Annotated in this window: 23 protein-coding genes; 15 read left to right on the forward strand and 8 right to left on the reverse strand. The window is 62.1% G+C overall.

Annotated features, from left to right (window positions below):
* Positions 1–48: 48 nt before the first annotated feature.
* From ACNFIC_RS13955 to ACNFIC_RS13965, 3 genes are all read left to right on the forward strand, one after another.
* A complete protein-coding gene (locus ACNFIC_RS13955) occupies positions 49–2,124 on the forward strand; it encodes a hypothetical protein (protein ID WP_416781234.1) in 2,076 nt (691 codons plus the stop codon).
* Positions 2,125–2,291: 167 nt separating this feature from the next.
* Positions 2,292–4,481 carry an autotransporter outer membrane beta-barrel domain-containing protein gene (locus tag ACNFIC_RS13960; RefSeq protein WP_416781235.1) on the forward strand — a complete coding sequence of 730 codons (2,190 nt, stop codon included), beginning with the start codon at positions 2,292–2,294 and terminating at the stop codon, positions 4,479–4,481.
* Positions 4,482–4,532: 51 nt separating this feature from the next.
* Entirely contained in the window at positions 4,533–6,053 is a 1,521-nt protein-coding gene (locus tag ACNFIC_RS13965; RefSeq protein ID WP_416781236.1) for a hypothetical protein, read from the forward strand.
* 6 nt (positions 6,054–6,059) lie between these two features.
* Here the strand turns inward: ACNFIC_RS13965 and ACNFIC_RS13970 are convergent, their stop codons facing one another.
* From ACNFIC_RS13970 to ACNFIC_RS13980, 3 genes are all read right to left on the reverse strand, one after another.
* Positions 6,060–6,800, reverse strand: a complete 741-nt coding sequence (locus ACNFIC_RS13970) for a molecular chaperone (RefSeq protein ID WP_416781237.1) — start codon at positions 6,798–6,800, stop codon at positions 6,060–6,062.
* A 79-nt stretch (positions 6,801–6,879) separates the two neighbouring features.
* Positions 6,880–7,419, reverse strand: coding sequence for a fimbrial protein (locus ACNFIC_RS13975; RefSeq protein WP_416781238.1), 540 nt, complete (start codon positions 7,417–7,419; stop codon positions 6,880–6,882).
* Positions 7,420–7,600: 181 nt separating this feature from the next.
* Entirely contained in the window at positions 7,601–8,011 is a 411-nt protein-coding gene (locus tag ACNFIC_RS13980) for a PA2817 family protein (protein WP_416781239.1), read from the reverse strand.
* Between the two features lie 218 nt (positions 8,012–8,229).
* Between ACNFIC_RS13980 and ACNFIC_RS13985 the strand changes: the two genes are divergently transcribed.
* Positions 8,230–8,673 carry a hypothetical protein gene (locus tag ACNFIC_RS13985; protein ID WP_416781240.1) on the forward strand — a complete coding sequence of 148 codons (444 nt, stop codon included), beginning with the start codon at positions 8,230–8,232 and terminating at the stop codon, positions 8,671–8,673.
* Positions 8,674–8,742: 69 nt separating this feature from the next.
* On the opposite strand, the gene ACNFIC_RS13990 is transcribed toward ACNFIC_RS13985, so the two are convergent.
* The 3 genes from ACNFIC_RS13990 to ACNFIC_RS14000 form a co-directional block, all read right to left on the reverse strand.
* On the reverse strand, positions 8,743–11,190 hold the full coding sequence (locus ACNFIC_RS13990; protein ID WP_416781241.1) for an acyl-CoA dehydrogenase: 2,448 nt from the start codon (positions 11,188–11,190) through the stop codon (positions 8,743–8,745).
* A 370-nt stretch (positions 11,191–11,560) separates the two neighbouring features.
* The gene (locus tag ACNFIC_RS13995) at positions 11,561–11,812 is read right to left on the reverse strand and encodes a DUF3077 domain-containing protein (protein WP_138221279.1); all 252 of its coding nucleotides are present in this window, start codon (positions 11,810–11,812) and stop codon (positions 11,561–11,563) included.
* Positions 11,809–12,036 carry a hypothetical protein gene (locus ACNFIC_RS14000; protein ID WP_416781242.1) on the reverse strand — a complete coding sequence of 76 codons (228 nt, stop codon included), beginning with the start codon at positions 12,034–12,036 and terminating at the stop codon, positions 11,809–11,811. Before ACNFIC_RS14000 ends, ACNFIC_RS13995 begins: the two co-directional genes overlap by 4 nt.
* A gap of 416 nt (positions 12,037–12,452) precedes the next feature.
* Between ACNFIC_RS14000 and ACNFIC_RS14005 the strand changes: the two genes are divergently transcribed.
* The 3 genes from ACNFIC_RS14005 to ACNFIC_RS14015 all read left to right on the forward strand — a co-directional run bounded on the left by ACNFIC_RS14005 (position 12,453) and on the right by ACNFIC_RS14015 (position 14,918).
* Positions 12,453–13,076, forward strand: coding sequence for a glutathione S-transferase (locus ACNFIC_RS14005; protein ID WP_416781243.1), 624 nt, complete (start codon positions 12,453–12,455; stop codon positions 13,074–13,076).
* A 133-nt stretch (positions 13,077–13,209) separates the two neighbouring features.
* Positions 13,210–14,142 (forward strand): ABC transporter ATP-binding protein, encoded by a 933-nt coding sequence (locus tag ACNFIC_RS14010; RefSeq protein WP_416781244.1) that lies wholly within the window; start codon positions 13,210–13,212, stop codon positions 14,140–14,142.
* Positions 14,139–14,918, forward strand: coding sequence for an ABC transporter permease (locus ACNFIC_RS14015; RefSeq protein ID WP_138221283.1), 780 nt, complete (start codon positions 14,139–14,141; stop codon positions 14,916–14,918). The genes ACNFIC_RS14010 and ACNFIC_RS14015 overlap by 4 nt, the downstream gene beginning before the upstream one ends.
* Here the strand turns inward: ACNFIC_RS14015 and ACNFIC_RS14020 are convergent.
* Positions 14,802–15,443, reverse strand: a complete 642-nt coding sequence (locus tag ACNFIC_RS14020) for a DUF2062 domain-containing protein (protein ID WP_138221284.1) — start codon at positions 15,441–15,443, stop codon at positions 14,802–14,804. The genes ACNFIC_RS14015 and ACNFIC_RS14020 overlap by 117 nt on opposite strands.
* A gap of 143 nt (positions 15,444–15,586) precedes the next feature.
* On the opposite strand from ACNFIC_RS14020, the gene ACNFIC_RS14025 reads away from it, so the two are divergent.
* The 8 genes from ACNFIC_RS14025 (at position 15,587) to murB (ending at position 22,625) form a co-directional block, all read left to right on the forward strand.
* Positions 15,587–17,782 carry a DNA internalization-related competence protein ComEC/Rec2 gene (locus ACNFIC_RS14025; RefSeq protein WP_416781245.1) on the forward strand — a complete coding sequence of 732 codons (2,196 nt, stop codon included), beginning with the start codon at positions 15,587–15,589 and terminating at the stop codon, positions 17,780–17,782.
* 312 nt (positions 17,783–18,094) lie between these two features.
* Positions 18,095–18,730: a MotA/TolQ/ExbB proton channel family protein gene (locus ACNFIC_RS14030; protein WP_138221286.1), complete on the forward strand. Its 636-nt coding sequence runs from the start codon at positions 18,095–18,097 to the stop codon at positions 18,728–18,730.
* The gene (locus ACNFIC_RS14035; protein WP_138221287.1) at positions 18,727–19,161 is read left to right on the forward strand and encodes an ExbD/TolR family protein; all 435 of its coding nucleotides are present in this window, start codon (positions 18,727–18,729) and stop codon (positions 19,159–19,161) included. Before ACNFIC_RS14030 ends, ACNFIC_RS14035 begins: the two co-directional genes overlap by 4 nt.
* On the forward strand, positions 19,161–20,165 hold the full coding sequence (gene lpxK, locus ACNFIC_RS14040) for a tetraacyldisaccharide 4'-kinase (protein ID WP_138221288.1): 1,005 nt from the start codon (positions 19,161–19,163) through the stop codon (positions 20,163–20,165). Before ACNFIC_RS14035 ends, lpxK begins: the two co-directional genes overlap by 1 nt.
* Before the next feature lie 33 nt (positions 20,166–20,198).
* The gene (locus ACNFIC_RS14045) at positions 20,199–20,384 is read left to right on the forward strand and encodes a Trm112 family protein (RefSeq protein WP_125463219.1); all 186 of its coding nucleotides are present in this window, start codon (positions 20,199–20,201) and stop codon (positions 20,382–20,384) included.
* Complete coding sequence (gene kdsB / locus ACNFIC_RS14050) at positions 20,381–21,145, forward strand: 3-deoxy-manno-octulosonate cytidylyltransferase (protein WP_138221289.1); 765 nt, start codon at positions 20,381–20,383, stop codon at positions 21,143–21,145. The genes ACNFIC_RS14045 and kdsB overlap by 4 nt, the downstream gene beginning before the upstream one ends.
* Positions 21,145–21,609 carry a low molecular weight protein-tyrosine-phosphatase gene (locus ACNFIC_RS14055; protein ID WP_138221290.1) on the forward strand — a complete coding sequence of 155 codons (465 nt, stop codon included), beginning with the start codon at positions 21,145–21,147 and terminating at the stop codon, positions 21,607–21,609. The genes kdsB and ACNFIC_RS14055 overlap by 1 nt, the downstream gene beginning before the upstream one ends.
* Entirely contained in the window at positions 21,606–22,625 is a 1,020-nt protein-coding gene (murB, locus tag ACNFIC_RS14060; protein ID WP_416781246.1) for a UDP-N-acetylmuramate dehydrogenase, read from the forward strand. The genes ACNFIC_RS14055 and murB overlap by 4 nt, the downstream gene beginning before the upstream one ends.
* A 109-nt stretch (positions 22,626–22,734) precedes the next feature.
* Here the strand turns inward: murB and rne are convergent, their stop codons facing one another.
* Positions 22,735–25,923, reverse strand: a complete 3,189-nt coding sequence (gene rne, locus ACNFIC_RS14065) for a ribonuclease E (protein WP_138221292.1) — start codon at positions 25,921–25,923, stop codon at positions 22,735–22,737.
* Positions 25,924–26,698 lie beyond the last annotated feature (775 nt).

The raw sequence follows: 26,698 nt of genomic DNA on the forward strand, positions 1-26,698 counted from the left end.
GCCGCTGACCTGATAAAAATGCTAGTTGTCAGGCCCTGCGGGAGGGGGTTGAATCGTATCACGTTGACGCGACCGCGCAGCGCTACGCTTTTTATCAATGTTTGGGAGGTGGCTGTGGCACATTCTAATGATTTGAATAAACGGTCGCTGGATGCACGCGTTGCATTCAGGTTCGATCGGGCAAAATTGTTAGGGGCCTCCAATGAGTCGAAGCAGCTGGACGATCTGATTGTTGCCGATGAATTGTTTGCGGATAAAAGCGATGGCACCGTCAAGAGCGCGTACCTGTTCCCCGGCGGCCCCGGTTTTTCTATTCAAGTACCCGAATGGTTTTTTTCGGCCAAGGACATCCTCAGGATTGAACACTCCCGCGATAATCTGGAGTTTGCGGTCATTCATGAAGAAGAAATCAAGTATTATGACGATTTTCCAGACTTTCCATACTCCGTGAAACTGGACACTTCTCTGGATGCACTGAGCCCCGAAGGGGTACATTATTTCAGGAGCTATGTGCTGGCCGATAATTTCGAGGAGAGTCATTCACCCTCACTGCTTCTGCGCCTAGACCGAGTCCCTCCGTACGCCCGTACGTTGCCCGCCAAGTTCAATCCTGTGCCGCTTGTGACAGATGCCAGTCTCACTGCAAATGGTGGCAAGGTCATCCTTGAACTGCCGGCCTATGCGGATTGGCAGGAAGGTGATGTCGTGTTTTGGTACTGGCTGAAAGAAGTACCCGCCGATATCAAGGATATTGAAGCAGTCGGCACTGTTGCAAGTACCGGACAGGTGCAGCAGCTGGAGGTACCGGAAGCGGTTGTTCGTAAAATTGGCGACGGGGGGCTGTTTGCCGTTTATATTCTGGTGGACAAGGCTGGTAATATTAGCCCGATATCCGATTATGTAGCCATTGATGTTGCGCTGGATACGTTGCCTACCGTCTTTGCAGATCCCGTGGTGCCTTTGGCGACACCTGCGGACAACCACCTGATTGACCAAGGCGATGCGTTGGAGGGTGTCGAGGTCTGGGTACCCCTGTTCGCGAACTGGAAGTCCACCGATACGGTAAAGGTCACCTGGAAAACTGCTGAATTTTCAGCGGAGCCCGTTGGTAGTGCGCCGGGTAAACACCTGAGGTTCAAGGTTGACAGTGCCACGTTGTTGCAAGAATACGACGGTACAACGCTCCCGGAAGAAATAACGGTGCGTTATGACGCCTATCGGGGGACGCATAAGCTGGGTGGTGCAGAGACCACCGTTTTCGTGAACTTTGATTCCATTGATCCCACTTGGCCAGGTACCGATTGGCCGGACCCGGTGCATCCTGATCTGAAACCTGCTCATGTCAACGGGCGTGGCAGCAGCAGTGGTGACGATGAACTCGACCGTGGTGATACCGGGCAGGACGCTGACATTACCATCGTGTTGAGCGCGTTTATTCAAGAGCAAGATATTTTGACACTTGATTGGGGGAGCCAGGTGGGTGCGACCACCCATACAGTCACTGCGGACGATATAACCGATGGTAAAGCTACGTTTCCTGTTCCCTGGCCCGCTATTGAAGCGGAGGGCAATAAAACAGTGGAGGTGAGTTATTGGGTCAGTCGCACTGACGTGCACAACCCGATCAAGTCGCAAGCGACACCGGTTGCAGTAAGCGCCGTAGTCATTACTTCAGAAGCGGTGGACTTCCTGGAGAAAAATGCGCAGGGCCAACTGAACTGTACTTCGATCCGGAACAGCCTACCCCACGCCGATAACGGGGCAGTTCAACTGGCTGTGCCGGACCTGCGTGACTATGAAAAGTATGGGCCAATTACCGAGGTTGACATCACTTGGTGGGCTGTCAAAGGGGGCAGTGATAGCCAAGGTGAGGATGAGGTGCCTGGTGTAAGGCAAACATTCAAAGTGACCATTGGACCCGACTATCCACTTGCAGGTTTCACATGGCGTGTTCCGTATGAGAAACACGTGGCACCGACGTTCGATCCCAATGATGCGAAGTTTTACAGAGCGCGTGCGCGTGTGACTTACAGCTTCAAAGCCGGTAGCGAATCGATTGGCTCCAAACGCGGTGACATCGTTCTTGCAATGTATACACCTTCCGGTGCGTGTGACCTTTCCTAGGCGATTAGACAAGGAGTGATCGAAATATCCAGATGATGATTTTTTCCCTGACTATGTAGGTATTTTCCTACATAGCCACAGGGAAAGTCCTCGTAGTCTAGTGTGAAATTTCTGCGATGAAGCTTCAAATAGCACAAGCCAAATTTCGACTTGGGCGAGGATCACTCATGAAAAAACGTACTACACCCTCTAGCAGGACTGGCAAGCATGCCCTTGCACTGGCGTTGGCGCCTCTCTGGCTAGTGAGCGAAGCCACGTTCGCGTTGACGACGATCAGCAATGATCAAACCATCGACGCTTCGGCAGGGTTGGACAGTTACCAGGTGCTTGCGGGGGCCACGCTAACCGCGCAGGGCGCCGCCACTCGAGAAATCCAACTGCGAGCCGGATCGGCACTGGGTTTCAGCGCTGGCACCATCACCGCCACCGGTGATGCGTTGCTGGTGGGCAGCGATGCCATGGCCCGGATCGCGGGCAGTACCATCGTCAGCCAGGGTCGAGGGATTGTCGCGGCACGTACCGGTCAGGTGGGGTCCACGGTCGAGCTGGTGGGCAGCAACGTGACAGGTCAGGCAGGCGGTGCTGCGATCGCCAGCAACTCGCGGCTGAGCATCAGCGACAGCGCGTTGCGCGGGGCGGGGGCGGGAAGCGCTGGTGTGCGTATGTTCAACGGCCAGTTGGAGGCAGCCAACAGCCAAATCATGGGTGCCCAGGAAGGTATCCTGGTCAACGGCGATGCTGCGGTGGTAGGCCAGGCGGACATCGACCTGCAAAATACTCTGGTCGAAGGGCAAGCAGGGGCTGCCATCGTCGTGGCCGGCAGTGCCGCGGCGCCGGCCTCGGCGAGCATCAATGTCGGTAACGGGTCGCGCCTTGTGGGCAGTAATGGCACGTTACTCGAGGTGCGTAACGCATCCTCAGCGAACATGACGGTCGATAATGCGCACCTGGTCGGCGACATCACTGTTGAGGATGGCTCCAGCGCTACATTGGCGCTGAACAACCAGTCCAGCCTTACTGGCCATTTGGACGGTGTTTCGCGCCTTGGCATCAATGACCAGTCAACTTGGATAATGACCCAGGATGCGAGCGTCGGTGATCTGGTGCTCAACGATGGCAACATCCAGTTCGGTCAGCCGGATGCGTACCACCGGCTTACCGTTGAAAATCTGTCGGGCAGCGGCATTTTCGTCATGCATGCGGACTTCTCCACCGGGCAGACGGATTTCCTTGATGTGACCGGCCAGGCCACCGGTAATCACGGCTTGCTGATCGGTAGCTCCGGTCGTGACCCGCAGGCAGAGAACGAGCTTCATGTGGTGCATGCCGGCAGCGGTGATGCCGTGTTCTCGCTGGTCAATGGCCGGGTTGACCTTGGTGCGTTTTCTTATGAACTGGTTCAGCGAGGTGAAGACTGGTACCTCGATGGTTCGCGCAGGGTGATCAGTCCGGCTACCCAATCGGCGCTGGCGTTGTTCAGTGCGGCGCCTACTGTCTGGTATGGCGAGCTGGCTTCGTTACGCAGCCGGATGGGTGAGTTGCGTTTGCAGGATGGACAGCCCGGTGCCTGGATGCGGGCCTATGGCAACAAGTTCGATGTGGCCGCCAGCTCCGGGGTGGCTTACAAGCAGGTGCAGCAGGGCCTGTCATTCGGTGCTGATGCCCCCCTGCCAGTGGGCGATGGCCAGTGGCTGCTGGGGGTCTTGGCGGGTTACAGCCGCTCCGATCTGGACCTGTCTCAGGGTACTTCCGGTGACGTTGACAGTTACTACCTGGGCCTTTACGCCACTTGGCTGGATAAGCAGAGCGGTTATTACTTCGATAGCGTGGTCAAGCTGAATCGGTTTGAAAACGATGCCAAGGTTGCCTTGAGTGATGGCAACGAGGCCGAAGGTGACTACAGCAACCTAGGTGTGGGAGCGTCGGCCGAGTTCGGGCGGCACATCGCCCTGGAGGACGGCTACTTCATCGAGCCTTATACCCAATGGTCGGTGGCGCAGTTCCAAGGTAAGGACTACACGCTCGATAACGGTTTGCAAGCCAAGGGCAACACTGTTCATTCCGTGCTGGGCAAGCTCGGCAGCACACTGGGGCGCAACATCGACCTGGGTGACGCCCGGGTGCTTCAACCTTACGTACGTGCTGCCTATGCCCATGAGTTCATCAATAACAACCAAGTCAAGGTTAATGACCATCGCTTCGATAACGACTTGTCCGGTTCGCGTGCCGAACTGGGGGTTGGGGTGGCTGTTTCAATGGGCGAGCGGCTGCAGGCGCATGCTGATTTCGATTACAGCGCCGGTGAGCATATCGACCAGCCTTGGGGGGTGAACCTGGGGCTGCGTTACAGCTGGTGATCACGCCAAGAAGGAAGACCTCAGGTCTTCCTTTTTTTTGGAGAGATAAACATGCAGGTCCCGGGCAAATGGCTGCGCAGTGTCCTTGGCTTCTTCAAGAAGCCATTCAATGGTGTTTCAGCGCCTGGAGAGCCGCAAGCGTTGAAACCTGTGACGGTGGCTGATCTGCTGCCCGATATTGAAGGGGGTGAGCGCAATTTGCTGCCTGTGAGGGCCACGCGCAGGCCTTTGCCCATCACCATCCCCCTGTGGTTGGTATCTGACCCCGGCGAGGATGCGCCTGAACGGCTGATCGTGAAGTGGGATGGGCAGCCGTTCGAAGACAAGACCTGGACCGCGCCAGTGCAGCTTGCGGACCTTGAGCTGGAAGTGCCCGTGGCGCTGTTGGGTGAAGGGCGCCACACCTTGAACTACGACGTGACGCTAGGTAACGAGGAAACCTCCGTTTCTGATGCGTTATCCCTGTTGATCGACAAGTCGGCGCCCGTGCTAGGCGGGCAGCGCGGCAGACTAGTGCTTGTTGAGGACGCGGATGAAATCGAGCGCGATGGCCTCACGGCCCGCTACCTGGAGCGGCACGGTGATCGGCTGCGCACGCTGGTGCCGGCCTACGACAGCCCTGAGGCGGGCGATACCATCACAGTGTATTGGGGGGAGAAGCCTGATGACTCCGTGATGGTCGGCAGCCGAACCTTGACCTGGGACGATTGCCTGCTACCGATTCATATCGACTTCCAGGGTGAGATGATTCGCCAGGCCAAGGATGGCGTGCGTTATGCGTATTACGAAATCGAGGATCGAGCGGGCAACCTGAGCAATTTGGCGCGTTCGTTGGAGCTGGATGTCAAGGCACAACCTGTGCCGCGCCAGTTCGACTGGGTGGAAATAGCCCAGGCTACCGGAGTGGGCGGGGCGCTTGCGCTGAAGCTGGATGACCATATTGAGCCGTTGTTGGTCGCGGTGCCGATGTCGGCGCAGTGGTTTCCAGATGAAACGGTTACAGTGATCTGGGGAGAGCCTGGTGATTACGGCTATTACACAACCTCCGAGGTGCATCCTGGGACCGAGCGCTCCTATGCCATTCCCGAGCAGCAGGTGCTGGCCTATGGCAAGCGCACGGTGGTCGTGCGGTATGAAGTCAGTGACGGCAGAGATGTATTTTCTTCCGACGTGAGCACCCTGAAGGTGACCGAGTTCAAGGAAGGATTACCCCAGGTAGCGCTGGAGGGCGCTGTTTCGAGCGGCTTCAGCCTGGGATCGGCACCGGCCCAGGTGCCTGTCAGCCTGAGCACCTGGAGAGGCATTAGCGTCGGGCAACGGGTCAATATCACCGTGAATGGGGTGCTGCAAAGTGGGGTGAGTGCTCCCCCACAACCTGTGTTGAGCGCGCATCCCTTGACCGCCGCGCAAGTGAGGCAGGGGCTCGGGGCAAACAAAGAAGTCACCGTGCCGAAGGCATACCTTGCGACACTCAAGCGTAACGAGCCGTTTACGTTCCTGGTGCAGGTCAGCTTCGACGATGGCGGCACTTGGGTCGATTTCCCTCGTTATAGCCCCACCCTCAGGGCTTGAGCGCCATCACGAACGCCCTACCGGGCGGGACATCTCTGGCGTCAGGCCGCCGTAGTCATTGATGGTCGTGAACTCGACTTTCAGCTCGCCCTGCTCGGTCGAGGCCTTGAGGGGGTAGCGTTGCCTGCCCATGGGGATGGCCATCTTCCGGGCATCTATTTTTTCGCTGCCCTTGGCGCTGCGCAGGGTCAGCTGGTTGAAGGTGAAGTAGTAAGGCGATGGGTTATCCACTACCAAGTGGGGTTTGCCTTCCAGTGTTTGCACCGACCACGTCAGTTTTTGCAGGTGATCCTGTGGCTGCCCCTTGAGTTGGGCTGGGCGATAGAACACCTTGATGCGGGTGCGCAGGGCGATGGTTAGGCTGTTGTTCGGTTCGTCGTTCGCCTGCGGGATTTCCTGCAGGTTGAAGAAAAACACCGATTCACGGTCCAGGGGCAGGTCGTTAGGCAGGCGGTTGAGCTGTACCGTCTGTTCGCCGGCAGGGTCGATGCGAAACAATGCAGGTGAGGCGATCAGGGGGACGGCGGTGGTGCTGTCGTCGGCCTCTGTATTGATCCAGGCCTGGGCTGCATAGGGGCGTTGGCTGGGGTTGGCGACTACGATGCTGGTGCTTTGCCGGTCGCTGGGCTGGATGATCCGGGTGGAGCTGATGGTCAGGGCGGCGTAGGCCGCGCTATGAGCTAACAAGGCAAGGCAGGTAGCCAGTGCCGTGGCAAGCCTTTTGGCGATTGAGGTCGGGCGGTGCATGGGGCGTCTCTATTGCTGCGTCTGGCAGACGGGCTATGGCATCCAGGCGCTTGCGCAGAAGCACCTGGCGCGCAACGAATTACTTGATGTCTACGAGGAAGGTGACTTCCGAAGCCGCGTCGCCTTCAGTGACAGTGGCTGCGGTAGATTGGTACATGGCGTAGAACAGCATGTCGGTAGGTTTTGTGTCGTCGAGCGAGTAAGCGGCCGATTCCTTGTCTGGAGCAAGGTTGGTCAGGCTCTTGTCCTGAATGGCCAGTGCCAGCCCGCGAGCGCCAGATGGGCGCAGCGAGTAAAGGTCTGCGCCTTCTGGGCCGTAGAGCGCCGAGAACGTGACATAGCCTTGTTCGCCCGGATTGATGGTACAGCCAGCACCCGGCGTAACACGCAGGGCAAACGGAACATGGCGTGTCTGCTTGCCTACTTTGTCAAAGTAGCTGGGGTGATAACTACCGACCGTCACGCGTGGCAGGATGCCGCCGCCAGTGCCTGGTTCAACCACTTCGATAGGGCAGGTGCCGCCGGGAGTGATGGTGCCATGGAAGTTGATAGTGCCGGTGTTTGCAAATGCCGCAGTGCTCGACAGGCCCATGGCGAGGGCGATGAGGGTACGTTTCATTATTGATATCCTGGTATTGGAGGTGTTCGAACAAGCATGTGGAATGTTCGGTCGGCAGGATATTCAGGGTGGGGTTTCGGGGCTGTAGGATTACTCCACAATGGAGACGAGAACAATAGATCCTACTAGGATCGGCGCAGCGAACCACGCCGTTTGGTCTAAGGCGCTTTGATGTACCGGCTCAGTGTTGCGGTTCATCACCCGCTTGGCGCAGCCACTGCTTTTGCTGGTTCCAGTCAAAGGCGTCGCCGTTCTGTTCGGCTTCGTAACGGCGTTCTTCCAGCTGTTGGTACAGTTCGAGCTCTTCGTCAGGCATGAAATGCAGGCAGTCGCCGGCAAAGAACCACAACAAGTCGCGTGGTACCAGATGGGCAATTTGTGGGTAGCGCTGGATAACCTGGCAGATCAGGTCCTGGCCCAGGTACTGGCTTTGCAGCGGGTTGCGGGGCAGCAGGGTCAGCAGTTCGTCGAAGCGTTCGAGGAACAGGGCGTGGCTTTCCTCCGGTACCTGCTCGGCTTCACCCAGGGCCACCAGGATGGTACGCAGGTGGTTCAGCAGTTGCAGGTGGTACGCCAGGTGGGGATTGACCATGGGGTGATCCTTGGGGTGATTGAAGCGGGGCGCGAGTATACGCCGATTTTGGGCTCATTGTGGAAGGTCTGTCTGCTCCTGATGCCGCTCTAACTAGCAGTTCTGTCAGGTGCGCGCTCGCCGCTGCTGATTTAGATTCAGCCAGAACAACGACGCGGCCTTTGCGCAGGTGGCGGTCGTTGTCGAGGGCATACAATCTTCTGAGCGAGGTCAACACCATGGTCAACGACAACACCCCAAAGCAGAGCGGTTCTATCATCTTTTGGACTAGCGGCGACGTCAGCACCGGGCTCAACTTACCCGTGGAAGGCAGTGGCCAATCCGCTTCTAAGACCGTTATCGCCAGCTACAGTCGTATCGAGATGAGCGATATCCCCTCTGCCTCGACCATCAGGTTGAACTACAGAACCGCACCAGACGACCCGACGGTGCGATCATCGATCACACTGCGTACCACTCACAGACCCGCGTCGCTTAACCGTGTCGAATATAGCTATCTGTTGAATACCTATGCTGTTGGCGATTTCATCAATGAGGGCCTGGGTTTGAAAGTGATCGCCAAAATGGACGGTCCATCTCCTCTGATTGATATCAATGCACCCCACCAAATGGACTGCTACGTGACCCTTTCAAAGTCGCCCCCATCGAGTGACCCACGTTGATGCGCGTCACGCTTGAATAACTAGGTGCGGCCCGTCTTGACGACGTGCCGCACCTGGGCAAGTCCTCGATCAGCGCACCTTGCCCGCTTGTGGTAGCAACTTCTCCTTGTCGAAGGCGTCCACATCGATCACCGTGCGGCGTGCCTGCTCCGCTTCACGCCACTGTTGCCCGTCATCTGGCTGTACGACGCCCTGTTCGAGGGCCGCATCGATAGCCGATTGTCCGGGAGCCACGCGAACCTGGCCTTCTTTGATGGCCTGATGCAGCACCTCGCGTACCGGCGCTGCTGCATCCAGTAACTCGCACGCTCTTTGCAGCGCCGCGACCGGGTCGCCCTCGGTCGTTGGCCGGAAACAACCTGCGAGCAACTCTTCTAATGCCGGGTCGCCTTTGCTGCGCCCGATCAAGGCCGCCACCTCGGCATCCAGTTCATCGCTTGGCCCGGTATGACGGCGACCGAGCGGGAATACCAGCACGCGCAGCGCGCAGCCGACGAAGCGATTGGGGAAGTTATCGAGCAGCCGGTCTAGGGCTTTTTCCGCTTGGCCCAGGCTTTCTTCCATGGCCCAGCGCAGCAAGGGCCGCATGTGCTCGGGTGAACCCAGGTCGTGATAGCGCTTGAGCGCAGCGCTGGACAAATACAGGTAGCTCAGCACATCCCCCAGCCGAGCGCTGAGGCGCTCGCGCCGCTTGAGCGCACCGCCGAGCAGCATCATCGACAGGTCCGCCAGCAGGGCGAATGCCGCAGCCTGGCGGTTGAGCGCGCGGAAGTAGCCCTGGCTCAGCGCGTCGCCCGGCACTTTTTCGAAACGCCCCAGGCCCAGCCCCAGCACCAGGGTGCTGGCGGCGTTACCCGCAGCGAACAGGATGTGCTGCATCAGCAGGTCGTCGAATTCCCTCAGTGCGTGATCCTGGTCCTGGCGCCCGGCCAAGGCCATTTCGCGTAGCACGAACGGGTGGCAACGAATCGCGCCCTGCCCAAAGATCATCAGGTTGCGCGAAAGAATGTTCGCGCCCTCGACGGTGATGAAAATCGGCGCGCCTTGCCAGTTGCGCCCCAGGTAGTTGTTCGGGCCCATGATGATGCCCTTGCCGCCGTGCACGTCCATGGCGTGCTGGATGCACTCGCGGCCGCGCTCGGTGAGGTGATACTTGAGGATCGCCGACAGCACCGACGGCTTCTCGCCCAGGTCCACGGCCTTGGCGGTGAGCAAACGGGCACTGTCCATCAGCCAGGCGTTACCGCCGATCCGTGCGAGCGATTCCTGGATGCCTTCGAAGGCACTCAAGGGCACGTTGAATTGCTCGCGCACGCGTGCGTACTGGCCGGTGACCAGGCTTGTGTACTTGGCAGCGCCGGTGCCGACTGCCGGCAGCGAGATCGAACGGCCCACCGACAGGCAGTTCATCAGCATCATCCAGCCCTTGCCGAGCATGGCCTGGCCGCCGATCAGGAAGTCCAGCGGGATGAACACGTCCTTGCCGCTGTTGGGGCCGTTCATGAAGGCTGCCCCCAGCGGTAGATGGCGTTTGCCGATTTCTACGCCAGGGGTGTCGGTGGGGATCAGCGCCAGGCTGATGCCCAGCTCTTCTTCATCGCCCAGCAAGTGGTCGGGGTCATAAGCCTTGAAGGCCAGCCCCAGCAGGGTTGCGACCGGGCCGAGGGTGATGTAACGCTTTTCCCAGTTCAAGCGCAGACCGATGACCTCTTCGCCCTGCCATTGGCCTTTGCAGATGATGCCAGTGTCGGGCATGGCACCGGCGTCGGAGCCAGCCAGCGGGCCGGTGAGGGCAAAGCAGGGAATGTCGTCGCCGCGGGCCAGGCGCGGCAGGTAGTGGTTGCGCTGTTCATCGGTGCCGTAGTGCAGCAGCAATTCGGCCGGGCCCAGTGAGTTGGGCACCATGACGGTCGAGGCCAGGTCGCCGCTGCGGGTGGCCAGTTTCATCGCGACTTGTGAATGGGCGTAGGCGCTAAAGCCCTTGCCGCCGTATTCCTTGGGGATGATCAGGGCAAAGAAGCCGTGCGCCTTGATATGTGCCCAGGCTTCGGGCGGTAAGTCCAGGTCCTGGCCGATCTGCCAGTCGCTGACCATGGCGCACAGGTCTTCGGTAGGCCCGTCGATGAAGGCTTGTTCTTCGTCAGTGAGCTTGGGCGCGGGGTAGTCGAGCAGGGTGTTCCAGTCTGGGCGGCCGCTGAACAGGTGGCCGTCCCACCATACGGTGCCTGCGTCGATGGCCTCGCGTTCGGTCTGCGACATGGGTGGCAGGGTGCGTTGGAACCATTTGAACACCGGGGCCGTGAACAGTTGGCGGCGTTGTTCGTGCAGGGTGACGAAAGCCACCTTGAGGGCGATGACCACCCAGATCAGCGTCAGTAGCCAGCCCGGCGCCTTGCTGAAGATACCCATCAGCAAGGTGAACCCGGCCATTGCGGCGAGGATCTGCAACGGTGGCAGGCGCCGGTGGGTGAGATACACGGCACCGAACAGCAGGACGAGCAACCACAACAGCAACATACGTTTTCCTCCATGAACCCTGGGGGCGTTCAGCCGACCCCACAGAGCTTAGACGTAATGCGCGGGGTGGCCTGACTGAACAGTGACCGGGGGAGGCGGGTGCAAGTTCGATGCAGACAACTGTCTTGCTCAGGATCTAAAAACTAGCGCGATCTCTGTGGGAGTTCATCCAGCCCTGCCGGGCTGCGCTGTCGCGCAGAGAACTGATATTGCAGGTGCGCCGCGTACTCTGTGGGAGCGGGCTTGCCGGAGTGCCGGACCACCGCGAAGCAGGCGACTCGGTGTATGGCACCGGCTTCGCCGGTGTTCGCGGGCAAGCCCGCTCCCACAGCTTAGGCGCAAGAAAGTTGCTCCTACGGCGCGGGCTGAATCAACGCCGCCTTTTCATGCCCAGTTCCATGTCATCGATCAACCCCTTGGCCAGGGCGCTGAGCACGCGCGCCGAGCTGCCCGACAACACACAACCCTCCATTTCAGCCTCGCAGGTCAGGTGGCGAATGCAGCCCAGCAGCACCGACAGCTCGCCGAAGGCATCCTCGAAAGGCACGCCTGGACGGATCTGGTACAACTCCAGGCATTCGGTGCGGCCGGCAGTGGCCCAGGTGATGGGCGGGGCGCTCATGAGTCTCCCCCTGGCTGGTAGCGGTTCAGGGCGCTGCACAGCTCGGCCAGATAAGTGCTGGCCAAGAGCAGGGTGTCGCGGTTCGGCCCAGGCTCGGCGCTGGCGTGCAGGTCGAGGAGGTCGACCAGGCAGGTGGCCAGGCTGGCTCTTTCGGTGTCGAGTTGTGCTTGGGTCAGGTAGGGGGCGGGGATGAAGCGGGGCGGATCTGGGACAAGCTTTTTCATGGTGGAACTCCTTATGTTAATAGCTGGAGTTGCTACCTGATCGTTCTCACAAGATTGGGTGGCAACCGTGCGAGGGGTGAGAACCCGGCCACAAGGAAAACCGGTCAGGACGAACCTGCCCGCGCACGGCTGCCATATAGCAGAGCGGCGATCAATGTGGAGTAGCGGGTTCTCACACCCGGTCACCAAATGTGGCGACCGGGTGAAATTATCCGTGTGGGATTTCCCCAGCAATGCGGCTGCTTCTGGCAAGCGCGTAGGATAGTTCCGAGGCGCGCCAGGACTGAAGCATTTGGTTTCAGCTTGGGAAATGTCCTACAGCTTGAGGGCGCTATCACGCCACACGCCTTCACAATCCGCATAATTTCCAAGCCTGGAGTAGACTGTCCAGCCTCCGCATCCATAAGGAAGTCGTCATGCTGAAGATCTGGGGTCGCAAGAATTCGAGCAACGTGCGCAAGGCGCGGTGGATCGCCCATGAACTGGGTCTGGATTTCGAGTCCATCGACGCGGGCGGCGCCTTCGGCGTGGTCAACGAGCCGCACTACCGCGCGCGCAATCCCAACGGCCTGGTGCCGATGCTCGAAGACGGCGACCTGACCCTGTGGGAGTCCAACACCATCGTGCGCTACCTGTGCGCCGAATACGGCGCCGAGCAGGGCTGGTACCTGGAAGACCCACGCCAGCGCGCCCTGGCCGACAAGTGGATGGACTGGACCACCTCAGCCTTCGCCGCGCCCTTCCGTCCGTTGTTCTGGGGCCTGTTGCGCACCCCCGAAGAGCAACGCGACTGGGTGGCGATCAACGCGGCGCACAAGCAATGTGCGCAGTTGCTGGCGATTGCCGATCAAACCCTGGCCAAGCAGCCGTACCTGTCCGGTGACCAGATCGGCATGGGCGACATCCCACTGGGGTGCTTCGCCTATGCCTGGTTCGAGATGCCCATCGAGCGTCCCGCGATGCACCACCTGCAAGCCTGGTACGAGCGCCTCAAGCAACGCCCGGCCTACCAGGCCGCGGTGATGACCGCCCTGACATGACGCCACTTCGATAGTCATTATCAATAGATGTGACTGTACTTGTACGGCCAGGCCTTGCACCATGGCCGTACTCACTGCGCCAGTGACTTCACCTGGCGTGTCCTGAACCTTTTGCATTGGTACGTGACCCGCTATGAGTTCTGCCCTGTCCATCCGACAGCTGACCAAGACCTACGGCAACGGCTTCCAGGCCCTCAAGGGTATCGACCTGGACGTCGCCGAAGGTGACTTCTTCGCCTTGCTCGGCCCCAACGGCGCCGGCAAATCCACCACCATCGGCATCTTGTCCACTCTGGTGAACAAGACCAGCGGCACGGTCAATGTGTTCGGCCACGACCTGGACCGCGAGCCTGCGGCGCTCAAGCGCTGCCTGGGCGTGGTGCCCCAGGAGTTCAACTTCAACCAGTTCGAGAAGGTGTTCGACATCGTCGTCACCCAGGCCGGCTACTACGGCATCCCACCCAAGGTGGCCAAGGCCCGCGCCGAGCAATACCTGACCCAACTGGGGCTGTGGGACAAGCGTGACGTGCCCTCGCGCGCGCTGTCTGGCGGCATGAAGCGCCGGCTGATGATCGCCCGTGCACTGATCCACGAACCGCGTCTGTTGATCCTCGACGAGCCGACTGCGGGGGTGGACATCGAGCTGCGCCGTTCGATGTGGAGCTTCCTCACCGAGCTTAACCAGAAAGGCATCACCATCATCCTCACCACCCATTACCTCGAAGAAGCCGAGCAACTGTGCCGCAACATCGGCATCATCGACCACGGCACCATCGTCGAGAACACCAGCATGCGCCAACTGCTGGGCAAGCTGCACGTCGAGACCTTCGTGCTCGACCTCAAGCATGACCTGCCTGGCGCGCCGGTGCTGCAAGGCTACCCGTGCCGCATGATCACCCCGCACACCCTGGAAGTGCAGGTGGACAAGGACATCGGCATCACCGCGCTGTTCGGCCAACTGGCGCTGAACAACATCGAGGTGCAGAGCCTGCGTAACAAGACCAACCGACTCGAGGAGCTGTTCGTGTCCCTGGTGGAAAAGAACCTGTCGAAGGTGGCCGTATGAGTGTGGAACTGCGCACCAACTGGGTCGCCCTGAACACCATCGTCTACCGCGAGGTGCGGCGCTTCCTGCGCATCTGGCCGCAGACCCTGCTGCCGCCTGCGATCACCATGGTGCTGTACTTCGTGATCTTCGGGAACCTGATCGGCCGGCAGATCGGCGACATGAACGGCTTCACCTACATGGAGTACATCGTGCCGGGGTTGATCATGATGTCGGTGATCACCAACTCCTACGGCAACGTGGTGTCGAGCTTCTTCGGCAGCAAGTTCCAGCGCTCGATTGAAGAGTTGATGGTCTCGCCTGTCTCGCCGCACACCATCCTGGTCGGCTATGTGCTTGGCGGCGTGCTGCGCGGGCTGGCAGTGGGGGTGATCGTGACCTTCCTGTCGCTGTTCTTCACTCACCTACAGGTGCATCACCTGGGCGTGACCGTGGTGGTGGTACTGCTAACCGCGACCATCTTCTCGCTGCTGGGCTTCGTCAATGCCGTGTTCGCGCGTAACTTCGACGACATTTCGATCATTCCGACCTTCGTGCTGACGCCTTTGACCTACCTGGGCGGGGTGTTCTACTCGATCAACCTGCTGCCGCCGTTCTGGCAGACTGTGTCGCTCGCCAACCCCGTGCTGCACATGGTCAACTCGTTCCGCTACGGCATCCTAGGAGTGTCGGACATCAGTATTGGCACGGCGATCAGCTTCATGCTGGTGGCCACCGCGGTGCTCTACGTGCTGTGCGTCCGCCTGCTGGTCAGCGGTCGTGGCATGCGTGCCTGAGGCCTTTGCCGGCGCGCAGCGACACTGGCGCCGGCGCCACTGCCGGCCCACCCACCAGCGCCAGTAGAGGTGGGTGGTGAAGTAGGCGGCAACGCCCAGAACCACCCCGCACACCACCGAGCCCAGCAGGAACGGTTGCCAGAGCGTTGCTAGCTGGTCGGTGACCCAGTCGACGGTGATTTCTTCGGGCAAGCTGCGCGGCGGCACCTGCATCAGCCAGGCGCCGGTCATGTAGGTAACGAAGAACACCGGCGGCATGGTCAGCGGGTTGGTCAACCACACCAGGCTGACGGCGATGGGCAGGTTGCCACGCACCGGAATTGCCAGCGCGGCGGCCAGCAGCATTTGCATGGGGATGGGAATCAGCGCGGCGAACAGGCCCACGCCCATGGCCCGTGCCACCGAATGCCGGTTGAGGTGCCAGAGGTTCGGGTCGTGCAGCAGCTTGCCGAAGAAGCGTAACGACTTGTGTTCCCGGATGCTGGTCGGGTCCGGCATGTAGCGTTTGAACAGACGGCGCGGCATGTGGGCTCCCGGCGGGTTTAAGGGGCTAAGTATGCCTCCATTCAACCTGCGCCTCGTTCAGAGTTTGTGACAATTGTTGAGCAAGCATTTCCCCAGGATCGGCTAAGCCTCACAGGCCTTATTCGCTTCTGGAGTGCTATCTCATGCGCACAGGGATGCTTGCGCTGGTGCTCGGGCTGCTCAGCCTGCGTTTTCTACCTGCCTTGCCATCGGTCGGCTGGCTGATTGCTGCTGTTCTGCTGGCGCTGGCGTGCCTGCGCACCCGGCTGTGGCCACTGGGCTGCTTCGCGCTGGGTCTGTGTTGGGCCTGTTGGTCTGCGCAGCAGGCGCTGGACGACCGCCTGGCACCGCCACTTGATGGTCGAACCTTGTGGCTGGAGGGGCGGGTGGTAGGGTTGCCCGTGCAGACCGCCCAAGGGGTGCGCTTCGAACTCGAACACCCGGTAGCGCGACGTGCCGAACTGCCCCGGCGCATGCAGTTGAGCTGGTTCGAAGGCCCTGAGTTGCGTGCAGGCGAGCGCTGGCGCCTGGCCGTCCACCTGCGCCGCCCGCATGGCTTGCTCAACCCCCACGGCCCGGACCGTGAGGCTACGCTGTTGGCCAGGCGCATTGGCGCCACTGGGACGGTCAAGGCCGGTGAACGCGTGGGCGAGCCGGCCGTCAGTTGGCGAGACGGCATTCGCCAGCGCTTGCTGGCCACTGATGCGGGGGGCCGCGAGGCGGCCCTGGTGGCGCTGGTACTGGGCGATGGCGCAGGGTTGGCGCGCGAGGACTGGAACGCCCTGCAAGCCACCGGCACGGTGCACCTGCTGGTGATCTCGGGCCAGCACATCGGCTTGTTGGCGGGATTGGTCTATGCGCTGGTGGCCGCGCTTGCGCGGCTGGGCCTTTGGCCTGCGCGGCTAGCGTGGCTGCCTTGGGCGTGCACGCTCGGCATGGCGGCGGCGCTGGGCTATGGCTGGCTGGCGGGCTTCGGTGTACCGGTGCAGCGTGCCTGCCTGATGCTCGCGGTGGTGCTGTTGTGGCGCCTGCGTTTTCGGCATGTGGGGGCCGGCACGCCGTTGCTGCTGGCAATGCTTGGGGTGTTGCTGATCGAGCCGTTGGCCAGCCTGTTGCCGGGGTTCTGGTTGTCGTTCGCAGCGGTGGCGGTGCTGGTGCTGTGCTTCTCGGCCCGACTGGGCGCCTGGCGGCCCTGGCAGGCCTGGACGCGCGCGCAATGGGTAATTGCCGTGGGGCTGCTGCCCTTGTTGCTGGCGCTTGGTTTGCCGGTGAGCCTGAGCGCGCCGTTGGCCAACCTGGTGGCGGTGCCCTGGTTGAGCCTGGCCGTGTTGCCGTTAGCCTTGCTGGGTACCGCGCTGCTGCCGGTGGCATGGGCCGGGGAGGGTTTGCTGTGGCTGGCGGGCCTTTCATTGCAAGGGCTGTTCGCGGTCTTGGGCTGGGCTGCGCAATGGCAACCTGCGTGGATACCCGAGCCGCTGCCGACGTGGGCTTGGCTGTTGGTATGCCTGGGGGCGCTGCTGGTGCTGCTGCCTGCAGGGGTGCCTTTGAGAATGCCGGGGGCAGTGATGCTGCTGGCGTTGTGGGCCCCGCGTGAGGCGGTGCCGCCTGGCCAGGTCGAAGTGTGGCTACTGGATGTTGGCCAGGGGCTTGCGGTGCTGCTGCGCACGCACCAGCACAGCCTGTTGTATGACGCAGGGCCTGCGCGCGGCACTACCGACCTGGGCGAAACGGTGGTGCTGCCGACCTTGCGCAAGCTTGGCGTCAAGCAACTGGACCTGCTGCTCATCAGCCACGCCCACGCCGACCACGCCGGGGGTGCCGATGCTATTCGCCGGGGCCTGCCGGTGTTGCGCGAACTGGGCGGCGAAGACACGGGAGGGGCGCTGTGTGCGCGCGGCGAGCGGTGGAACTGGGACGGTGTCGAGTTCGCGCTCTGGCATTGGCCGCAAGGACCGTCGAGCAACGAGCGCTCCTGCGTGCTCTGGGTCCAGGCCAACGGCGAGCGGTTGCTGCTGGCCGGCGACATCGAGGCGGGTGCCGAGCGGGCCTGGCTGGCCAGCACCGACGACCCCCGAATCGATTGGTTGCAGGCGCCGCACCATGGTAGCCGCACGTCATCGGGTGAGGCATTGCTCAAGGCCACTGCGCCGCGTGGCGCATTGATCTCGCGCGGGCGCTACAACGGCTTCGGGCATCCCCATCCGCAGGTGCTCGAGCGTTATCGACGCCAGGGTGTGCAGGTGCATGACACGGCATTGCAGGGGGCGCTGCGCTTGCGCCTCGGGCGCCATGACGGGGTGATCGGGGAGCGCGCCGGGCACCGGTTCTGGCGGCCCTGATCACGCTTCTATAGAACAAATAATAACTATCTGATTTAACAGAGAACTCTGTGGGAGCGGGCTTGCCCGCGAACACCGGCGTAGCCGGTGCCACACACCGAGTCGCTTGCTTCGCGGGCAAGCCCGCTCCCACAGGAAACTGCGGCGCGGCGGCTGGCAATGTTCCCTGCGCGACAGCGCAGCCCGGCAGGGCAGGGTGAACTCCTACAGGGATCGTGTGGTTTTTAGAGTTGCTGTTGCCTGACCTCCGGCAGATGAGCCCTCGGCGCGCCTATGGTAGAGTGGCGGCCTTTTTCCAGGGGGATGCTAACTGTGTGGGAATTGGTCAAGTCCGGTGGCTGGATGATGCTGCCGATCATCCTGAGTTCCATCGTTGCCATGGCGATCGTGGTCGAGCGCCTGTGGACCCTGCGTGCCAGTCGCGTCACCCCACCGCACCTGCTGGGCCAGGTGTGGATGTGGATCAAGGACAAGCAACTGACCAGTGACAAGCTCAAGGCCCTGCGCGCCGATTCTCCCCTCGGCGAAATTCTCGCCGCCGGCCTGGCCAATTCGCGTCACGGCCGCGAAATCATGAAAGAGTGCATCGAAGAGGCCGCCTCGCGGGTCATCCACGAACTGGAGCGCTACATCAGCACCCTCGGCACCATCGCCGCGATGGCTCCGCTTTTGGGCCTGCTGGGCACCGTGCTGGGCATGATCGACATCTTCAGTGCGTTCATGGGCTCGCAGATGACCGCCAACGCCGCTGTGCTCGCCGGTGGTATCTCCAAGGCCCTGGTGACCACCGCCGCTGGCCTGATGGTGGGCATCCCGGCGGTGTTCTTCCACCGCTTCCTGCTGCGCCGCATCGATGAGTTGGTGGTGGGCATGGAGCAGGAAGCGATCAAGCTGGTCGAAGTGCTGCAAGGCGACCGTGAGGTCGAAGTGGCCGGAGGCAAGGCGTGAAGTTCCGGCGCAACCGTCAGCGTGAGAACGTCGACATCAACCTCGCGTCGCTGATCGACGTGGTGTTCGTGCTGCTGCTGTTCTTCGTGGTCACCACCACCTTTACCCGCGAAACCCAACTGCGCGTCGAGCTGCCCGAGGCGGCCAGCGCCACGCCGGGTCAGCCCGATGAAGGCAAGCTGATCGAGGTCACCATCAGCGCGGATGGCGTGTACTCGGTGAACAACCACCTGTTGCCCAAAAGCGACCTGGACACCCTGACCGAGGCGATCGAGAAGGAATCCGGCGGTGATGTGACGCTGCCGCTGGCTATCAGTGCCGACGGCAAGACCCCGCATCAGGCTGTGATCACCGCAATGGATGCGGCCGGCAAGCTCGGCTTCAGCAAGTTGCGCATGACCACCGTCGAGGCAGCGCAGGGTAATCCCTGATGGCTTTCGCCGACCGACTCCTCGCGGCCTGGTATGCCGGGCACCCTGCGCTGGCGCTGCTGCGCCCGCTGGAGGCGCTGTATCGCCGGGTGGTAACCCGCAAGCGCGCGCGTTTCCTCACGGGTGATAGCCCAAGCTACCGCGCCCCCGTGCCGGTGATCGTGGTCGGCAACATCACTGTCGGCGGCACCGGCAAGACGCCGATGATCCTCTGGCTGATCGAACACTGCCGCCAACGCGGCCTTAAGGTTGGCGTGGTCAGCCGTGGCTACGGCGCCAAGCCCCCCCATCATCCCTGGCGGGTCGCCGCCGACCAGCCCGCCGAGCAGGCCGGTGACGAACCGCTGCTGATCGTGCAGCGCTCCGGCGTGCCGTTGGTGATCGACCCCGACCGTGCCCGTGCGGTACAGGCGTTGCTGAACAGCGACGCCCCCGACCTGATCCTGTGCGACGACGGCATGCAGCACTATCGCCTGGCCCGTGACCTTGAGCTGGTGCTGATCGACGCCGCGCGTGGCCTGGGTAACCGTCGTTGCCTGCCCGCCGGGCCGCTGCGCGAGCCGGCCGAGCGCCTGCTGGAGGCGGATGCGGTGTTGTTCAACGGCGCTGCGGCGGACCGTGACGAGGGCTTTGCCTTCAGCCTGCAACCCACCGCGCTGATCAACCTGCGCAGCGGCGAGCGCCGCGCGCTGGACCTGTTCCCCGCCGGGCAGGCGCTGCATGCGGTGGCCGGTATCGGTAACCCGCAACGTTTCTTCAATACCCTGCTGGGGCTAAACTGGCAGCCGGTGCCGCACCCTTTCGCCGATCATGCGCCTTACAGTCGCGAGGTACTGTCATTCAGCCCGTCGCTGCCGCTGGTGATGACCGAGAAGGACGCGGTCAAATGCCGGCCATTCGCCGCCGACGACTGGTGGTATCTGGCGGTCGATGCGGTGCCGTCGCCGGCCTTCAGGGCCTGGTTCGACAACCAGCTCGCTGGCCTGCTGCCTGCCCGGCCCTGAGCCTTTTTCAATGCCTTTCTCAAGGACACCTGCATGGACACCAAACTGCTCGACATCCTGGCCTGCCCGATCACCAAAGGGCCGCTCAAGCTCAGCGCCGACAAGACCGAGCTGATCAGCAAGGGCGCAGGCCTGGCCTACCCGATCCGTGACGGTATCCCGGTGATGCTGGAAACCGAGGCGCGCACCCTGACCGACGAAGAGCGCCTGGACAAATGAGCCTGGACTTCACCGTGGTGATTCCCGCCCGCCTGCGCTCCACGCGCTTGCCGGGCAAGCCGCTGCTGGCGATTGCCGGCAAGCCGATGATTCAGCATGTGTGGGAGCAGGCGCGCAAGAGTGGTGCAGCGCGCGTGGTCATCGCGACGGACGATGCCAGCATCGTCGAGGCCTGCCAGGCGTTTGGCGGCGAAGTCCTGATGACCCGCGCCGACCATGAGTCGGGCACCGATCGCCTGGCCGAAGTCGCCGCCCAGCTGGGGCTGGCCGCCGATGCCATCGTGGTCAACGTGCAGGGTGACGAGCCGCTGATTCCGCCGGTGATCATCGATCAAGTGGCGGCTAACCTGGCCGCGCACCCCGAGGCCGGCATCGCCACCTTGGCCGAGCCGATCCATGAGCCGCATAGCGTGTTCAACCCCAACGCGGTCAAGGTCACCAGCGACAAGAACGGCCTGGCGCTGACCTTCAGCCGCGCGCCGCTGCCGTGGGCCCGCGACGCCTTTGCCCATGACCGCGAGCAACTGCCGGCAGGTGTGCCGTATCGCCGCCATATCGGCATGTATGCCTATCGCGTGGGCTTCTTGCAGGACTTCGTCGGTTGGGGGCCGTGCTGGCTCGAGCAGACCGAGGCGCTGGAGCAACTGCGTGCGTTGTGGCATGGCGTGCGGATCCATGTCGCCGATGCCATCGAGGCGCCGGCAGTGGGCGTCGACACCCCAGAAGACCTGGAGCGCGTGCGGCGCTTGCTGGAGGCCTGATGCGCGTTCTGTTCGTCTGTCTTGGCAATATCTGCCGTTCACCTACCGCTGAAGGCGTGCTGCGCCATCAATTGCAGGCCGAAGGCCTCGCTGAGCGGGTGCAGGTGGCGTCCGCCGGTACGGGTGACTGGCACGTCGGCAAGGCACCCGACAGCCGTACCTGCAAGGCCGCGCTGGCGCGTGGCTACGACCTCTCGCGCCAGCGTGCGCAGCAGGTCAAGGCGGCGCACTTCAACGAGTACGACCTGATCCTGGCCATGGACAAGAGCAACCTTGGCAACCTACAGGCCTTGCGCCCGCAGGGTAGCCGTGGCGAACTCGACTTGTTCCTGCGCCGCTACGGCGCAGCCCTGGACGAAGTGCCAGACCCTTACTATGGCGGTGCCGACGGCTTCGAGCAGGTGCTCGACTTGGTCGAGGCGGCCTGTCGGGAGCTGGTGCTGGAAATCAAGGGGCGGTTATGACGACGAACTGGCAGGAGCGGGTTTCGCTCAAGCCCTACAACACCTTTGGCATCGACGTGCTTGCACGTTACTTCGCCCAGGCCCATGACGACGACGAGGTGCGCCAGGCCCTGGCCGAGGCTGGCGCACGGCAGTTGCCGGTCCTGGTGATCGGCGGTGGTAGCAACCTGTTGTTGACCGGTGATATCGACGCGCTGGTGCTGCACATGGCCAGTCGTGGTCGACGCTTGCTCTGCGATGAGGGGGAGCGGGTGGTGGTGGAGGCTGAGGCTGGCGAGCCTTGGCATCCCTTTGTGCAGTGGAGCTTGGAGCAGGGCTTGTGTGGCCTGGAAAATCTCAGTCTGATCCCAGGCACCGTGGGCGCCGCGCCGATGCAGAACGTCGGCGCCTACGGGGTGGAGATCAAGGACGTGTTCGCCGGCCTTACCGCACTTGATCGCCAGACCGGTGAGCTTCGGGACTTCTCGCTTGAAGAATGCGACTTTGGCTACCGTGACAGCCTGTTCAAGCGTGAGCCTGGCCGCTGGTTGATCCTGCGTGTGCGATTCGTGCTTGGCCGCTCGCTCAATGCCCACCTGGACTATGGTCCGGTGCGCCAGCGCCTGGCAGAGCAGGGCGTTGAAACGGTCACCGCCAAGGCGATCAGTGCGGCGATTTGCAGCATCCGCCGCGAGAAGCTGCCAGACCCAGCCGAGCTGGGCAATGCCGGCAGCTTCTTCAAGAACCCGGTGGTGACGGGTGCATTGGCCGAAAGGATCCGCGCGCAATACCCCAACGTAGTGGCTTATCCGCAGGCTGATGGGCAAGTGAAGCTGGCTGCTGGCTGGTTGATCGAGCAGGCCGGCTGGAAGGGCCATCGTGAGGGCGATGCCGGTGTGCATCGTTTGCAGTCGCTGGTGCTGGTCAACTATGGGCAGGCCAGCGGTGCGCAACTGCATGCGCTGGCGCAGCGCATCCAGGCCGATATCCTCGAGCGTTTCGGGGTGACGCTTGAGATGGAGCCGAACCTGTACTGAGTCGCAGCCAGTGATACCCGGCGAAGCCGTTAGCCTTTAACCGCAAGGCCCAAAAAGAAAAAGCCCCGCCAGTTCGCACTGGCGGGGCTTTCTCATTCAGCGACCGGAATCAACCGTGATGAGGCTTGTGCTCGTCTTCGGTGGTTTCCAGGGCTGGAGCAGCTTCGGCGGCAGCTTGGGCAGCGGCAGCGGCCTCTGCTTCACGCTTGCGGCGACGCACTTCACGCGGGTCGTTTGGCGCGCGGCCGTTCGACAGCATGACGGTGGCCGGCTCGACCGGCGCCTGTTCGGCAGCCACTGGGGCTGGCTCGGCGGCTGGGGCTTCGACAGGATTGGCCTCGACCACTGGGGCGGGCTGTTCGGCTGCCGGCGCTTCAACGACCGGTGCTGGCTCAGGCTCTGGGGCTTCGACCACAGGCGCTTCTACCACCACAGCCTCAGCGACTGGCGTTGCCACGACAGGGGCAGGCTCGGCAGCTACTTCGGCTGGCTGCTCCACCGGGGCCTCTTCGACGACCGGTTGCGGAGCGACTTCTACCACAGGCGCGATGCTTGGTTCGACGGCCACTGGCTCGCTGACTGGCTGCTCGACGACCGGTGCAATGGCAACGGCTTCGGCTTGTTCAGTGGCTTGCTCGGTGCTTTCGGCCTGGGCCTGGGCAACGGCTTCGCTGGCGCGTTCGGCCTGCTGGTTAGCCTGGGCTTCTGCTTCGGCACTGATGTTGCTGCTGGCGACGGCGGCGGTCACGGCGATACCTGCGGCCAGTTCAGCGCCCAGCTCGGTGGCTTGGTGCTGTTGCGGCTGCTCGTCGTTGCCTTCTTCGTCGCCGCCTTCGATCAGCTCGCCGTTGGCATTGCGCTGGCGTTCACGACGGTTGCTGCGACGGCGCTGGCCACGCGAACGACGGCGTGGACGCTCGCCATCGGCACCTTCCTGCTCGTCCTGCAGCAGCTCTTCGTTCGGCAGTTGCTCTTCGGCAAGCTCGGCGGCCTGTTCGGCAACCTGCTCGTCCGCACGCGGCTGACGCTCTTCGCGTGGCGGACGCGGCTGACGCTCTTCACGTGGAGCACGCTCTTCGCGAGGGGCACGTTCTTCGCGTGGTGCGCGCTCTTCACGCGGGGCACGCTCTTCGCGTGGTGCGCGCTCTTCGCGCGGGGCACGCTCTTCGCGTGGTGCGCGTTCTTCACGAGGAGCACGTTCTTCACGTGGCTGGCGCTCTTCGCGCTCGGCTGGAGTGGCATCCAGCGGCTCACGCAGCTCACGCACGCGTTCCTCACGGTTGCCACGGCGGTCTTCACGCGGCTGGCGCGGTGCGCGTTCTTCGCGAGGTGCGCGTTCTTCACGTGGAGCACGCTCTTCACGCGGGGCACGTTCCTCGCGCGGTGCGCGCTCTTCACGTGGCTGGCGCTCTTCGCGTGGCGCACGCTCGGCACGCTCTTCGCGCGGCTTGCGTTCTTCGTCACGACGACCGTTGCGGTTGCGGCTCTGCTGGCGACCGTTACGGCGCTCTTCGTTGCGCGCCGGGCGCTCGCTGGCCGGTTTCTCGGCCGGGGCAGGGGCGGCGGCGGGCTCTTCCTTACCGGCGAACAGGCTGACCAGCGACTTGACCAAGCCTTTGAACAGGCTTGGCTCTGGGGCGCTTGGCGCTGCCACGACCGGTGCGGCAGGCTGCGGTTGTTCGGCGCTCGGGACCGGTGCGTTGGCACGCGCTGGTGCGGTCTTCACCGCCGCTTCCTGGCGAACCAGAGTACGGGTGGCGGTCGGCTGCGGGGCCTCTTCGGCTTCGGAGGCGGCGATCTCGTAGCTGGACTGGTTGTTCAGCACTTCCGGGTTGTCGTCGCGCAGGCGCTGGACTTCGAAATGCGGGGTTTCCAGGTGATCGTTGGGCAGAATGATGATGCGCGCACGGGTGCGCAATTCGATCTTGGTGATCGAGTTGCGTTTCTCGTTGAGCAGGAATGCAGCCACCGGGATTGGCACCTGGGCACGTACCTCGGCGGTACGGTCCTTCAGGGCTTCTTCTTCGATCAGGCGCAGGATCGCCAGCGACAGCGACTCGACGTCACGGATGATGCCGGTGCCGGAGCAGCGTGGGCAGACGATACCGCTGCTTTCGCCCAGCGATGGGCGCAGGCGCTGACGCGACATTTCCAGCAGGCCGAAGCGCGAGATGCGACCAACTTGCACGCGTGCACGGTCGGCTTCCAGGCATTCGCGTACACGCTCTTCGACTGCGCGCTGGTTCTTGGCTGGGGTCATGTCGATGAAGTCGATCACGATCAGGCCGCCGATGTCGCGCAGGCGCAGTTGGCGGGCGATCTCTTCGGCGGCTTCCAGGTTGGTTTGCAGCGCCGTCTCTTCGATGTCGCTACCTTTGGTGGCGCGCGCCGAGTTGATGTCGATGGAAACCAGGGCTTCGGTCGGGTCGATCACGATCGAGCCACCGGACGGCAGGTCGACGACGCGCTGGAAGGCGGTCTCGATCTGGCTTTCGATCTGGAAGCGGTTGAACAGCGGTACGCTGTCTTCGTACAGCTTCACCTTGCTGGCGTACTGCGGCATCACCTGGCGGATGAAGGTCAGGGCTTCTTCCTGGGCATCGATGCTGTCGATCAGCACTTCGCCGATGTCCTGGCGCAGGTAGTCGCGGATCGCGCGGATGATGACGTTGCTTTCCTGGTAGATCAGGAACGGCGCGGCGCGGTCTTGCGAGGCTTCCTTGATGGCGGTCCACAGTTGCAGCAGGTAGTCGAGGTCCCACTGCATTTCTTCGCTGCTGCGGCCAAGGCCAGCGGTACGCACGATCAGGCCCATGTCGCCGGGAACGGTCAGGCCGTTGAGCGCTTCACGCAGTTCGTTGCGCTCTTCGCCTTCGATGCGGCGGGAGATGCCGCCAGCACGTGGGTTGTTGGGCATCAGCACCAGGTAGCGACCGGCCAGGCTGATGAAGGTGGTCAGGGCGGCGCCTTTGTTGCCGCGCTCTTCCTTCTCGACCTGGACGATGACCTCTTGGCCTTCGCTCAGCACTTCCTTGATGTTGACTCGGCCTTCGGGGGCCTTCTTGAAGTACTCGCGGGAAATTTCCTTGAGCGGCAGGAAGCCGTGACGTTCGGAGCCGAAGTCGACGAACGCGGCTTCGAGGCTAGGTTCGATGCGGGTGATCTTGCCTTTGTAGATGTTGGCCTTTTTCTGCTCACGGGCGCCGGATTCGATATCCAGGTCGTAGAGGCGCTGGCCATCCACCAGTGCTACACGCAACTCTTCGGGTTGAGTCGCGTTAATCAGCATTCTTTTCATGTTGTACCGTCGGTTTCCGGGCTGCCGGAAACGGCGTTCGGCCCACACGACTTGTCATGATAGGTGCCAAGGTGCGCAAAGGGTGGTGTGCCACCCCCGTGTCGAGCAACGTTCGGCACCAGCCGGTTACCCAGCCTGCCGTTGTCGCGACGACGCGTCCTGTTTGCTGCGGTGCAGACCGGAACCTGTGGTATCAGAAGCAACCGACAGGCCTGGTGCACTCAGTCAGGAGGAGGAATCAACCGTCGGCCGTGGATGCTCGTCGAGCGTCTGTTCAGGACATTGTCCGCTTGCCGACCAGTGGTCGGTGGCTGGACGCCGTGCCACACGTTCCGAGGGCTGTGCATCTCCACCCTGCACGTATCCCTGAAAATTCGGTGCTGCCGCGCGCTGAATCCGCAACGGGTTGCATTTTTCGCCAGCTCCGTCACGAGCTGGCGCCATAACATATCCAAGGCAGGTATTTCCGAAGCATTCGCCCGGAATGCGCGGAAACGTCGGTGGCGGGCAGAGGTGCTGCGAAAAGAATCGGGTAAGCAGGTGAAACACCGCACTTGTCGTTTTTTTTCGGTCTTCTCTACACGGCGCTGGTGGCGATTCCAGGCATTCATTAAACTGGCGAGCGCTCCGTAGGACGGCCTCGCGTCCTCGGGAATTGCGATGGTCAGGGCCGGCGTAGAGCCTGTTGCCGCTGGCCTGCCGCTTTTGGCGGCGTTCGCGACTATAGCAGCAATGATTAAGTGCTTCAATTCCATAAAAAATTGTTATGATCCCG

It is taken from the genome of Pseudomonas sp. NY15463, from assembly GCF_048068415.1.
In the GTDB taxonomy this organism is placed as follows: domain Bacteria; phylum Pseudomonadota; class Gammaproteobacteria; order Pseudomonadales; family Pseudomonadaceae; genus Aquipseudomonas; species Aquipseudomonas mosselii_C.

Excerpts from the sequence above, each read along its gene's own strand:
- rne (WP_138221292.1), bottom strand. The coding sequence starts at position 25,923 with ATGAAAAGAATGCTGATTAACGCGACTCAACCCGAAGAGTTGCGTGTA.
- ACNFIC_RS13970 (WP_416781237.1), bottom strand. The coding sequence starts at position 6,800 with ATGCACCGCCCGACCTCAATCGCCAAAAGGCTTGCCACGGCACTGGCT.
- kdsB (WP_138221289.1), top strand. The coding sequence starts at position 20,381 with ATGAGCCTGGACTTCACCGTGGTGATTCCCGCCCGCCTGCGCTCCACG.
- ACNFIC_RS14025 (WP_416781245.1), top strand. The coding sequence starts at position 15,587 with ATGCGCACAGGGATGCTTGCGCTGGTGCTCGGGCTGCTCAGCCTGCGT.
- ACNFIC_RS13980 (WP_416781239.1), bottom strand. The coding sequence starts at position 8,011 with ATGGTCAATCCCCACCTGGCGTACCACCTGCAACTGCTGAACCACCTG.
- ACNFIC_RS14045 (WP_125463219.1), top strand. The coding sequence starts at position 20,199 with ATGGACACCAAACTGCTCGACATCCTGGCCTGCCCGATCACCAAAGGG.
- ACNFIC_RS14020 (WP_138221284.1), bottom strand. The coding sequence starts at position 15,443 with ATGCCGCGCCGTCTGTTCAAACGCTACATGCCGGACCCGACCAGCATC.
- ACNFIC_RS13965 (WP_416781236.1), top strand. The coding sequence starts at position 4,533 with ATGCAGGTCCCGGGCAAATGGCTGCGCAGTGTCCTTGGCTTCTTCAAG.
- ACNFIC_RS13975 (WP_416781238.1), bottom strand. The coding sequence starts at position 7,419 with ATGAAACGTACCCTCATCGCCCTCGCCATGGGCCTGTCGAGCACTGCG.
- ACNFIC_RS14055 (WP_138221290.1), top strand. The coding sequence starts at position 21,145 with ATGCGCGTTCTGTTCGTCTGTCTTGGCAATATCTGCCGTTCACCTACC.
- lpxK (WP_138221288.1), top strand. The coding sequence starts at position 19,161 with ATGGCTTTCGCCGACCGACTCCTCGCGGCCTGGTATGCCGGGCACCCT.
- murB (WP_416781246.1), top strand. The coding sequence starts at position 21,606 with ATGACGACGAACTGGCAGGAGCGGGTTTCGCTCAAGCCCTACAACACC.
- ACNFIC_RS13960 (WP_416781235.1), top strand. The coding sequence starts at position 2,292 with ATGAAAAAACGTACTACACCCTCTAGCAGGACTGGCAAGCATGCCCTT.
- ACNFIC_RS14005 (WP_416781243.1), top strand. The coding sequence starts at position 12,453 with ATGCTGAAGATCTGGGGTCGCAAGAATTCGAGCAACGTGCGCAAGGCG.
- ACNFIC_RS13995 (WP_138221279.1), bottom strand. The coding sequence starts at position 11,812 with ATGAGCGCCCCGCCCATCACCTGGGCCACTGCCGGCCGCACCGAATGC.
- ACNFIC_RS13985 (WP_416781240.1), top strand. The coding sequence starts at position 8,230 with ATGGTCAACGACAACACCCCAAAGCAGAGCGGTTCTATCATCTTTTGG.
- ACNFIC_RS14015 (WP_138221283.1), top strand. The coding sequence starts at position 14,139 with ATGAGTGTGGAACTGCGCACCAACTGGGTCGCCCTGAACACCATCGTC.
- ACNFIC_RS14010 (WP_416781244.1), top strand. The coding sequence starts at position 13,210 with ATGAGTTCTGCCCTGTCCATCCGACAGCTGACCAAGACCTACGGCAAC.
- ACNFIC_RS14000 (WP_416781242.1), bottom strand. The coding sequence starts at position 12,036 with ATGAAAAAGCTTGTCCCAGATCCGCCCCGCTTCATCCCCGCCCCCTAC.
- ACNFIC_RS13990 (WP_416781241.1), bottom strand. The coding sequence starts at position 11,190 with ATGTTGCTGTTGTGGTTGCTCGTCCTGCTGTTCGGTGCCGTGTATCTC.